Origin of the sequence: Acidovorax sp. HMWF029 (assembly GCF_003060895.1) — a bacterium.
In the GTDB taxonomy this organism is placed as follows: domain Bacteria; phylum Pseudomonadota; class Gammaproteobacteria; order Burkholderiales; family Burkholderiaceae_C; genus Acidovorax.
The window spans coordinates 1-10,716 of record NZ_QAIH01000039.1; the positions used below are offsets into that span (position 1 = coordinate 1).

Below are 10,716 nucleotides of genomic sequence, written 5' to 3' on the forward strand. Positions count from 1 at the left end.
GGATGGAGCCCATGCCGCCGACGATGATGGCCGCCAGAAAGAAGATGGACATGAGCAGCGGAAAACTCTCGGGCGTGACCACGCGAAAGAAGTACGCCCACAGCCCGCCCGCCACACCCGCATAGAACGACGACAGGCCGAACGACAGCAGCTTGTAGCGCAGCAGCGGAATGCCCAGCACCTCGGCCGAGATGTCGCGGTCGCGGATGGCGATGAAGGCGCGGCCCACGCGTGTGCGAAACAGGTTGGCCGCGCCCAACAGCATCAGGATCGTGACGGGCACGATGAGCCAGTACAGCCGGAACGATGTGTCGAGCGCCATGCCGAACAGCTTGGCGGGCGGAACGCTCAGGCCACCTGTGCCGCCAGTGAACTTCCAGTTGGCAAAAATGAAGTGCGCGATGAACGACGCGGCAATGGTGGCAATGGCCAGGTACAGCCCCTTCACGCGCAGCGAAGGAATGCCCACCACGATGCCGCCCAGCATGGCCACCAAGCCACCAGCCAGCAGGTTGAGCACAAATGGCGTGCCGACCTTGGTTTCGAGAATTGCCACGGTGTAGGCACCCAGGCCCATGAACGCCGCCTGCCCCAGGCTGACCAGCCCCGTGTAGCCGGTGAGGATGTTGAGGCCTGTGGCGCTGGCCACGTTGATGCTGACCAGGCAGGCCAGGTACAGCCAGTAGTCGCTGGCCATGAACGGGAACAGCACCAGCAGCGCCGCGCCCACGGCCAGCCACACCTTTTGCGTGCGCGAGTCGAACAGCGCTGCGTCGGCGATGTAGGTTTCCTTGAGGGTTCCGATGCGCATGGGTCAGGCCTGCCGCCGGGCCGCCCCAAGGGAGGCCTGCGCCCCCTTGGGGGGCAGTGAATACACGAGGTGATGAACGTGGGGGTTCATGTTTTTACAGTCTCTCGATTTCGTGGGTGCCGAACAGGCCGTAGGGCCGCACCAGCAGCACGGCCACCAGCACGATGAAGGTGGCCAGCAGCTTGTATTCGCCACCCAGATAGGCCCCAGCCAGCGCTTCGATGAGGCCGATGAGCACGCCACCGATGAGTGCGCCCAGCACGCTGTCGAGCCCGCCCACGATGACGACGACCAGTACTGACAGTCCGAACACGCCCATGCTGGACGAGATCCCGCCAACTGAGCCAACGATGATCCCGGAGATGGCTGCGAGCATGGCCGAGGCCACCCAGGCCAGCGAGAACACGCGCGGCACATTGATGCCCACCGAATACGCGGCCGCCTGGTCGCTGGCCGTGGCGCGCAGGGCCACACCGCCGCGCCAGAAGCGGAACACCACCAGCACCGCAGCGATGAAAACGATGGCAATCATCGCGCCCCAGAACACCTTGGGTGCAAGGAACGCGTCGCCCACCATGATGGGCTGGCTGGGCAAGAAGTCGGGCAGGCGGCGCTGGTCGGCCGTCCAGATCATCTCCACCAGGCCCACGAGCACGGAAGCAAGGCCCACGGTGACCATGAACACCGAGATGGGAGGCTCGCCCAGCAGCGGGCGGATCATGGTGCGCTCGATCACCGCGCCCAGCAGGCCCGTGCCCAGCACGGCCGCCGGAATCGCCAGCCACAGCGGCAGCGCAAATGTGGCGGCGAAGGTAAAGAACAGGTAGGCGCCCACCATGAGCAGTTCGCCAATCGCAATATTCACCACGCGCGTGGCCTTGTAGACCATCACGAAGGCCAGGGCCGCCAGCGCATAGAGACCGCCGCCGGCAACGCCCGTGAGGCTGATTTCAAACAGGTAGGCCCAGTCCATCATGCGGCTCCCTGCGGGGTGGCTGGGTGGCTGCTGGCCCGCAGCTTGGCGCGCAGGTCGCCCACATCGCCCGCGCCCAGGTAGGCGCGGATGACCTCGGGGTTGGCCTGCACGGTGGCTGGTGTGCCCTGCGCGATGACCTGGCCGAAGTTGAGCACCACCACGTGGTCCGACAGGTCCATCACCATGCCCATGTCGTGCTCCACCATCAGCACCGTCACGCCCCATTCCTCGCGCACGTCGAGGATGAAGCGCGCCATGTCTTCCGTCTCTTCACGGTTCATGCCGGCCACGGGCTCGTCCAGCATCAGGATCTGTGGCTGCATGGCGAGGGCCCGCGCCATTTCCACCCGCTTTTGCAGGCCGTAGGGCAGGGCCGAGACGGGCGCGTGGCGGATGTGGTCGATTTCGAGGAAGTCGATGATGCGCTCCTCGATGTCGCGGCGCAGCTCGGCCTCCTCGCGGCGCGCGCGGCCCAGGTAGAACAGCGCGTCGAGCACGTTGGTTTTGAGGTGCGCATGGCGGCCCAGCTTGATGTTGTCGAGCACCGTCATGCCGCGAAACAGCGCGATGTTCTGAAAGCTGCGGCCCAGGCCCAGCTTGGCACGCTGCGGCGCGGGGATGCGCGTGATGTCCTGGCCCCTGAAGCGAATGGTGCCCTGGCCAGGCCGGTAAAAGCCCGAGATGGTGTTGAACAGCGAAGTCTTGCCCGCACCGTTGGGGCCGATGACGGCGGTGATGGAGCCGGGCAACACGTCAAAGCCCACGCCGGTGAGCGCCTTTACTCCACCAAACGCCAAGGTCACGCCCTGCACCTGGAGCAGGGGCGCGGCAGCAGCGGGGCCGGTAGGGGTTGTCTCCATTGGCTTTCTAATACGGGTTGATTCGCAGCTTCTGATCAGAAATTTCGTGCGGACCGCGCAGAAATTTCCTACTTGTGCGTAAACTGTTTACTCGTGAGTAGATTCTGGAAGCCGCAACCCCATTCAGCATCCGTACTTTCCCGAGGAATCGCCACCCATGCCCCCTGCAAAAGCGGCATCGTCCCGACGCAGCGCTCCACGCGCGGTGCCATCGACCCCATCCGCCGCGCCCGCGGCAGAGTCCGAGCCCGGCAGCGCCTCGCCATGGGCCCCTGTATCGCACCGCGAGCAGCAGCGCGAAGCCAAGCGCAACGCCGTGCTGCAGGCGGCGGCCCAGCTGTTCAACGAGCGCGGCTTTCACGCCACCTCACTCGACGATATTGCCGCGCGCCTGAACGTGACCAAGCCCACGCTGTACTACTACGTGAAGAACAAGGACGAGATCCTGTTGCAGTGCGTGGGCAAGGGGCTTGCGATGATGCTCGAAGGCATCAACGCTTCACGCGCCGCTGGCGGCAAGGCCATCGACCAGCTCATGACCTGCATGCAGGTGTATGCACGCATCGTCACGCAAGACTTCGGCATGTGCCTGATCCGCGTGGGCGACGAGCAGGTGCCGCCCGAAAGCCGCAAGGAGCTGCGCCGCCTCAAGTCCGCCATCGACCAGGAGTTCCGCCGCCTCGTTGCCGAGGGCGTGGCCGAGGGCTCGATCCAGCCCTGTGACCCCAAGATCACGGCTTTTGTGATTGCGGGCGCCTTGAGCTGGATCGGCCGCTGGTACCAGCCCGGTGGCGAATACACGGCCGAGCAGGTGGCGCAGCAGTGCATTGCGACCTTGTGTGATGGGGTGTTGCGGCGGCCTGCGGACAGCACTGCGCTGGATGCCGCTGCCGTGTCCGCCCCCAAGCCCAAGGCGGCGAGAGCCACAGCCAAGACCGCCGTCCGGCCTGCTGGGGGCTGATATTTCGCCCCGGAGCGTGAATTGGATTCAAATGGGCCGCTAGCGCATGATGGGAAAGCGCTAGCTGCTATTTATTTGATAGTGATTGATGGCGGGTGGTTCGCTGCTCTTACGCCGCAGCCTGCTGCAGTTCCAGACCCTGCAGCGCCTGGAACAGTTGCTCTACCTTGTTGCCATCAAACACGCCATCCGGCCCTTGGGCATGGATATCGGTGAACGGTGACTCATACAGCCGCGCAGCTGGCATGGCGCCTTGCTCGGTCAGGTGCTGCACGATTTCTTCGATGAACTGCAACTGGCTGGCTGTCGCTTGCCCCGTGCCAATCAGGCTAGAGAAGGCAGCCATAGCTGCCCCACGGTCCAGCCCCACCAGCGACCGCACAAACACCGGCAGGCTGGTGTGCAGCGTGCGCGCACGCTCAATGTCGCCATCGGTGCCGCCCGCCTCGTGCAGCAGGGCTTGCAGCTCATGCAGGTCCGCCGCCGTCAGGGGCTGGTTGCGGCGCAGCTTGTGCAGCGCCAGCCGGTCTTCATGGGCGCGCAAGAACACCTTGGCCTTGGCGCGAAAGCGGTCAAAGTCCACCGCACTGGCCACGAGGGGCAAATCGACTTCGGCGGTCTCACCGATGGCGTCTTCAAAGTCGGTGTAGACCACTTTGCGGCTGCTTTTTTCGATGAGCTTGATGAGGCCGCGCAGCTTGCGCCGCGCCTGCTCCAGCATGGGCAGCGTCACGTCTTGCCACCACTCGTCGCCCGCCACGGCCTCAATCAGTAGCAGGTGCTCGCGCACGCTGGGCACGTTGGCCAGTTCCAGCAAGCCATTGGCCACCTGCTGCACCTTGGTTTGCAGCCGTGCCAGGGCCGGTTCGCTGCGCAGCAGGGCCAGTTGGGTGTTCAGCAGCAGGGCGTCAAAGCGTTTGGCGTCTTCATCGTCATCGCGCACGGCGGTGGGCAAGCCGGACAGGTGCGTGGACACCTCGGCCAGTTGCTCTGGCGTGGGCCGCTTCCACGCATCGGGCTGCGCCCAGGCTTCCACCCAGCGGCGCTGGGGGCGCACCACAAAGTTGTCGAGTGACATGCCCGCCACCATGCTGTGCAGCAGATCAGCGGTGTCGCGGCGAATGGCGGCCTCGGTCAGCACGGGCGATTGCTGTGCCTCATCGGCCACGCCGTTGCTGCTCAAACGCTTGTCGAGCACTTCAACCAACTCCAGCCGCGCATTGAACAGGCGCTGTGACAGTGGCGGGGCCACCGCGCCCTCGCTGCCCTCCAGCTCCTGGCTGAAAAACTCCAGGTTCTGGCAAAAGTCGAAGATAAAAAAGTCCTTCTTGTCCTGCCCCGGCCCGTACAGCTCAGGGCACAACCGCGTGCCGCGCCCCACCATCTGCCAGAACTTGGCCTTGGAGCGCACGATCTTGAAGAACACCAGGTTCACCACCTCGGGCACGTCGATGCCCGTGTCCAGCATGTCCACCGAAATCGCGATGTGTGGGGCATCGTTCTTTTGAGAGAAGTCATCGATGAGCGACTGCACGTACTCGGTCTTGAACGTGATGACCCGTGCGAATACGCCCTTGCGGTCGGGGTAGTTGGCATCAAAGCGCTGCTGGATGAACTCGGCGTGCCGCTGGTTCTTGGCAAAGATGATGGTCTTGCCCAGCCGGTCACCACCCGCCACCTTGTGGCCGCGCTCCATCAGCAGGGCCAGCATCTTGTCCACCGTGTCGGTGTTGAACAGCCACTGGTTCACCGCCTCGGCGCTCACCTCGTCGGGCGCCTCGCCACCTTCCTCGTCCCACTCCAATGCGTCCCACTGGTCTTTTTCGTCGTCGCTCAGCTCGTCGTAGCGAATGCCCTGGCGTTGGAATTTCAGCGGCACCGAAATCGCCTTGGGCGGGGCCAGGAAGCCCTCGGCAATGGCGTTGTCCAGGCCGTAGGCATCGGTGGGCACGCCGCTTTCCAGGCCAAACAGGCTGTAGGTGTTGCGGTCGATCTCGTCCTTGGGCGTGGCCGTCAGGCCCACCAGCAGCGCGTCGAAGTAGCTGAAGATGGCACGGTACTTTTGGTAGATGGAGCGGTGCGCCTCGTCCACCACGATCAGGTCGAAGTGCCCCACGCCAAAGCGGCGCTTTCCTTCGCCCGCGCTTTCGTTGATGAGCCCCATCATCGTGGGGTAGGTCGATACGTACACCCGCCCCTCGGTAGCGCGGTCTGTGACGAGGTTCACCGGCGCTGCATCAGGCAGGTGCGCCTTGAAGGCGTTGACGGCCTGGTTCACCAGCGCCACGCGGTCGGCCAAAAACAGCACGCGCTTGGCCCAGCCTGCGCGCATGAGCAAGTCCACCAGCGCAATCACCGTGCGGGTTTTGCCTGCGCCCGTGGCCATCACCACCAGGGCCTTGCGGTGCTGGTCGCGCTCAAAGGTTTCGGCAATGCGGCGAATGGCGCGCTGCTGGTAATGGCGCTCCACAATGCGCGCCGCAATCGGCAGGCTGGCCAGCGGCTTGCGCGTGGTGCGGCGCTGGTGCATCAGCTCCAGCTCGTCACGGGTGTGAAAGCCCTGCACCGGGCGTGGCGGGCTGGTGGTGTCGTCCCACATCCAGTGCTCGTAGCCATTGGTGCCGTAGATCACGGGGCGGTGGCCGGTGCTTTGCTCCAGGCAGTCGGCATACAGCCGGGCTTGCTGCTGGCCCTCTTGTGCGCTGCGGCGGGTGCGCTTGGCTTCCACAATGGCCAAGGGGATTTCGCCGCTCCACAGCACATAGTCCACAAAGCCCTTGCCTTCGCCCCCTGCGTTGTTGGGCATACCCTGCACTTCAAACTCGCGGTCACGTGGCTGGCCCAGCGCCCAGCCGGCTTCTTTGAGCAGCAGGTCAATGAACAGGTCGCGCGTGGCGGCTTCGTTGTAGTCGTGCGCGGTGGCGGGCTGCGCCGCGTTGGCGGCCTTGGCGGCGGCAATCTCGGCGCGGTAGCGGGCCAGTTCGGCGTCCAGCGCGGCGTTGCGTGCAGCGGCTTCGCGCAGGGCCGCATCGCGTTCGGCCAGCGCCTGGGCTTGTTGGGCTAGCGCCTCTTGTGCTGCCACTTGTGCGGCGCGGCTGGCGGCTTGCTCCGCAGTGGTGTCGATAGCAGCGGGCTTGGGCAACAGCTCCACGCGAAACTGCAGCCCCGCCGCAGGCCGGTCGCCCACGCGGCGCGCATAGTGCTGCGCCAGCCAAAAGGCCACATGGAACAGCTCGCGCAGCGCGGCCAGGGCATCTTGCGGTGGCACCGGGCGGGCGTGGTGCACCGCCTGGTTGCCCAGGCGGCGAATCACATCCATCTTGGCGTGCACGGCTGTGCCCACCAGTTGCTGAAAGCTGGGATCGAACAAAAACGCCGACAAATCTGCCTTGTAGGGTATGCGCAGGCAGCCACCCCGGCCCCCTTCGGCCTGGTAGAGCCAGGCCACCGCCAGCTCCAGCGTGCGGCGGGCGTAAAAGCAGGCGGTGCGCGGGTCGGCATGGGCTGCTGCCTCGGCGCGATGGGCTTCGGCCAGTAGAGCGGGCCAGTCGGGTTGCAGGAAGCTGAAGTTGGATGGCAACGTGCTCATGCACTCTCTCCCTGTGCGTTGCTTGGGGGTGGTTGAGTCCAACCCTCGATGCTCAGCGTCAACCCCAGCCCGCACACCAGCAATACCAACTTTTCCAGTGAGCAACGTTCAGGATGGCTTTGCATCACGGATGAACGATGGGCTGACATTGCACACGGCGGCTGTTTGTGAACGTGTCATGCCTTGGCGCTTGCGTTCAGTGGCAAGGGCTTGGGCCAGTGGGGCAGAGTTGGTAGGCGTGAGGTTCATTTTTGTCTCTATGAGAGCAATCTCAACACAGAATCAGCTTTTTTGGTCGCTTTTGCTCTTATGAGGACACTTTAAGTGATGGGCTTGCTTCACAAGCCATGGGTAGTTTTTTTGTTGCGAAGGCTCACCCGGTGACAACGCTCAGTGCTTGTGTCGGTTTCATGCAGGCTGCTGCCATACTGCGCTGTGGTCCCATCTCAAGAATTGGCGACCGAATATGCAATCTGGAAACTGTGGAGAGAGATGAACTTGCGAGACCAAAATTACTTGCGCAGTTTGGTACTTGAGTTTGCGGCCATGCCATCTGAAACGGGCTGGCTGGAGTTCAAGGAAAACAAGGCCGAACCGCAAGACATTGGCGAGTACATCTCTGCACTGGCCAACAGTGCTGCTTTGGAAGGCAGGGCCCATGCTTACATGCTTTGGGGCGTTGCCGACGACGGGCACGCCATCGTGGGTACGAGTTTTGACCCGCGAACTGCTCGGCAAGGTAACGAAGAGCTGGAAAGCTGGTTATTGCGGCTGTTGAGCCCGCGTATCGGGTTTCATTTCCACAACATTGAGATCGATGGGCGTTCGGTCGTTTTGCTGGAGATTGATTCTGCGTTTCGGCACCCGGTGAAGTTCCAAGGGGTGGAGTACATCCGGGTTGCCTCTTACAAGAAGCCACTCAAAGACTTTCCTGAAAAAGAGCGCACGCTATGGCGGATGTTGGACGCCACACCGTTCGAAATGTTGGCTGCCGCCGAGAAGCTCAGCGCCGATGAGGTCTTGAAACTCATCGACTACCCGGCGTTTTTTGAGCTGCTGGACAAGCCGGTCCCCAATCATCGCGATGGCATGCTGGCCGGGTTGCAGGCACATCGCTTGATTGAACCGATTGGTGGGGGCCATTGGCGCATCTTCAACTTGGGGGCATTGCTATTTGCCAAGCGCTTGGCTGACTTTCCGCGCCTGCAACGCAAGGCCGTGCGCGTGGTGGTCTACGAAGGGACCGGGCGCGTCAAAACCCTGCGCGAGCAAGAAGGCATGCGCGGTTACGCGGCGGGCTTTGAAGGGTTGGTGGGATTTGTGAACAACCTGCTGCCCATCAATGAGGTGATTGGGCAAGCATTGCGCAAATCGGTGCGCATGTACCCCGAATTGGCCATTCGTGAATTGGTTGCCAACGCACTGATCCATCAAGACCTGAGCGTGACAGGCAGCGGCCCCATGGTCGAAATCTTCGATGACCGGATGGAAATCAGCAACCCCGGCAAGCCGCTCATGGAGCCCCAGCGCATGCTGGATCACCCGCCCCGGTCGCGCAATGAGAGCCTGGCCTCCATCATGCGATTGGTGGGCATTTGTGAGGAGCGCGGCAGCGGTGTGGACAAGGTGGTGTCTGAGGCCGAGCTGTACCAACTCCCCGCCCCTGCGTTTGACGTGGTGGGCGAATCCACTCGCGCCACCCTGTTTGCTCCGCGCCCCCTGGCGGGTATGGACAGGGAGGACCGGGTGCGCGCCGTTTATCTGCACGCTTGCCTGCGCTATGTGCAGCGTGCATACATGACCAACACCACGCTGCGCCAGCGCTTTGGTATTGACCCCAAAAACAGCGCCATCGCCTCCCGGTTGCTCAAGGATGCGCTGGCGGCTGGTGTCATCCGCCTGGAGGATGAAGCTGCGGCGCCCAAGCTGCGCCGCTATGTGCCGCACTGGGCCTGATTTGTTTGATGGGTATTTGATGAAAGGGCGTCACCGAAGCGCTTTTTTCAAAAATTCCCTTTATTGACAACAGGTTAGCAAAAGCTGCCTATTTGACGGGTACTTGATGGAGGTGCCTATTGCTCGTCCGGAGCGCTGGGCGTGTTTCGCCTGCTGCTGTCCCCGCCCAACACTAAAAAGGCCAAGCTTTGGTGCCCTCACGGATGAGGGTACCACCGGCTAAGTCATTGAATCCATTGGGAAGTTCAGGGATTTTCCCTTTACCCCAGGTCGTGGTCGTTCCTCACAACAGCCCCGCAAACGCCCGCTGCTGCAGCGAGGCAAACATCGCATCCAGCGCGGCCAGGGCGCGGCGGTGGGTGGCTTTGAGGGCTTCGATGGAGGCGATGCGGGTGGCGAAGGTTTGTTGGAGTGGGAGGGGGGGAAGCGCTATTGGCATCGCCTTGATGATTCCCATGTTCAGCCCGGACATGATGGCTCCCTTGGCTGTTTGCTCAAGGTATTTGCGTGCGGTCGGATGACGTAGGAAATACGCGTGTAAGTAGTCCGGGACGACTCTTGAGCGGTCAACCGAGATACAGCAAAGATGCTTGGTATTGATGGCGAGAGGTATGTCGTCGGGTACTACAGCGCAGCGGCCGCAGGTGCCCATGATGGTGATGAGTACGTCCCCGGGCCTGACCGTGTACCGCTTGAGTTCTTTGTACTTCGCGTGCGCAATGTAGCGACGTTCACCCCACCGAAACTCGTTATTGACGGCGTTGTCGATGCCGAGCACTGCAACACCTTCATCCACAAATTCGCTGTGCAGAAGTTGGCTACCGAACGGGCCTGTACGAATGCCCCCGTTTTCCTCGTCAACAATTTCTCCAATGCTGGTAACGGGCCAGCCCTGGGAATCGCCCGCCCCAAACATATCGAGAAAGAGGGACTGGGTGAGGCTGCCCTGCAGGGCCAGGGCGGTGCGGCGTTGGGTTCGGAGGGTTTCGGCTTGGTCGAGGATGGCGGCGATGCGGCGTTGTTCTTCCAGCGGAGGGAGTGGTATCTGAATCGATGCCACAAATGCAGGACGTGCTCGGAGGAGTGAACCGCCCACACCGGAAACCGTCTGCATGAATTGCTGGTGAAATGGATCGCCCACCAGAACATGCCGTAAGTAACTTGGAAAAACCTTTTCGCTTCTAAAAACGATCCATTCCCCCGAGCCAATCAACCTTCGGCCACGGTCATCGCCCACAACCCAGGCGCGCCGAATATGTGGAACGATCTTTGAGAGCAGAACATCGTTTGGCTGGATGATTTGCTTGGTGGAGCCGATCTCTGCACCAAGCGCGATCTCTGGCTGTCCGGCATCAAAAGCAGGGATGCTGTAAAGATCAAACTCTTCGTCTGGAAACTGCAGTGGGTTCACGCTTCCGCCGCGTGACACCATCAGCTCTCCAACGGAAATCATTGGAGCGGCACTCACTTCAACATCCCCTCCAACACCCCAATCCCCCGCGCAATCTCGTCTTCCAGCGCCCGCAGCTCCGCCAAAATCTCCCCGGGCGCCCGGTGCTGCAC

7 protein-coding genes are annotated in these 10,716 nt (G+C 62.5%); 2 read left to right on the plus strand and 5 right to left on the minus strand.

Annotated elements, in window-relative coordinates; translation table 11 throughout:
* The 3 genes from DBR12_RS02400 to DBR12_RS02410 form a co-directional block, all read right to left on the minus strand.
* Positions 1-811: branched-chain amino acid ABC transporter permease (locus DBR12_RS02400; RefSeq protein WP_108615781.1), on the minus strand; the 811-nt coding region annotated here is incomplete at its 3' end.
* 94 nt (positions 812-905) lie between these two features.
* Positions 906-1,787 carry a branched-chain amino acid ABC transporter permease gene (locus tag DBR12_RS02405; protein WP_108615782.1) on the minus strand — a complete coding sequence of 294 codons (882 nt, stop codon included), beginning with the start codon at positions 1,785-1,787 and terminating at the stop codon, positions 906-908.
* Complete coding sequence (locus DBR12_RS02410; protein ID WP_108615783.1) at positions 1,784-2,647, minus strand: ABC transporter ATP-binding protein; 864 nt, start codon at positions 2,645-2,647, stop codon at positions 1,784-1,786. Before DBR12_RS02410 ends, DBR12_RS02405 begins: the two co-directional genes overlap by 4 nt.
* Before the next feature lie 157 nt (positions 2,648-2,804).
* Between DBR12_RS02410 and DBR12_RS02415 the strand changes: the two genes are divergently transcribed.
* Positions 2,805-3,608, plus strand: a complete 804-nt coding sequence (locus DBR12_RS02415; RefSeq protein WP_108615784.1) for a TetR/AcrR family transcriptional regulator — start codon at positions 2,805-2,807, stop codon at positions 3,606-3,608.
* Between the two features lie 109 nt (positions 3,609-3,717).
* On the opposite strand, the gene DBR12_RS02420 is transcribed toward DBR12_RS02415, so the two are convergent.
* Positions 3,718-7,197 carry a DEAD/DEAH box helicase family protein gene (locus DBR12_RS02420; protein ID WP_108615785.1) on the minus strand — a complete coding sequence of 1,160 codons (3,480 nt, stop codon included), beginning with the start codon at positions 7,195-7,197 and terminating at the stop codon, positions 3,718-3,720.
* Positions 7,198-7,743: 546 nt separating this feature from the next.
* Between DBR12_RS02420 and DBR12_RS02430 the strand changes: the two genes are divergently transcribed.
* The gene (locus DBR12_RS02430; protein ID WP_233244259.1) at positions 7,744-9,153 is read left to right on the plus strand and encodes an ATP-binding protein; all 1,410 of its coding nucleotides are present in this window, start codon (positions 7,744-7,746) and stop codon (positions 9,151-9,153) included.
* A gap of 283 nt (positions 9,154-9,436) precedes the next feature.
* On the opposite strand, the gene DBR12_RS02435 is transcribed toward DBR12_RS02430, so the two are convergent.
* Positions 9,437-10,606 carry a restriction endonuclease subunit S gene (locus DBR12_RS02435; protein WP_199226614.1) on the minus strand — a complete coding sequence of 390 codons (1,170 nt, stop codon included), beginning with the start codon at positions 10,604-10,606 and terminating at the stop codon, positions 9,437-9,439.
* Positions 10,607-10,716 lie beyond the last annotated feature (110 nt).

Bases quoted from the DNA above. Each gene is read 5' to 3' on its own strand.
- DBR12_RS02430 (WP_233244259.1), top strand. From the start codon at position 7,744: ATGCCATCTGAAACGGGCTGGCTGGAGTTCAAGGAAAACAAGGCCGAA.
- DBR12_RS02435 (WP_199226614.1), bottom strand. From the start codon at position 10,606: ATGATTTCCGTTGGAGAGCTGATGGTGTCACGCGGCGGAAGCGTGAAC.
- DBR12_RS02415 (WP_108615784.1), top strand. From the start codon at position 2,805: ATGCCCCCTGCAAAAGCGGCATCGTCCCGACGCAGCGCTCCACGCGCG.
- DBR12_RS02410 (WP_108615783.1), bottom strand. From the start codon at position 2,647: ATGGAGACAACCCCTACCGGCCCCGCTGCTGCCGCGCCCCTGCTCCAG.
- DBR12_RS02405 (WP_108615782.1), bottom strand. From the start codon at position 1,787: ATGATGGACTGGGCCTACCTGTTTGAAATCAGCCTCACGGGCGTTGCC.
- DBR12_RS02420 (WP_108615785.1), bottom strand. From the start codon at position 7,197: ATGAGCACGTTGCCATCCAACTTCAGCTTCCTGCAACCCGACTGGCCC.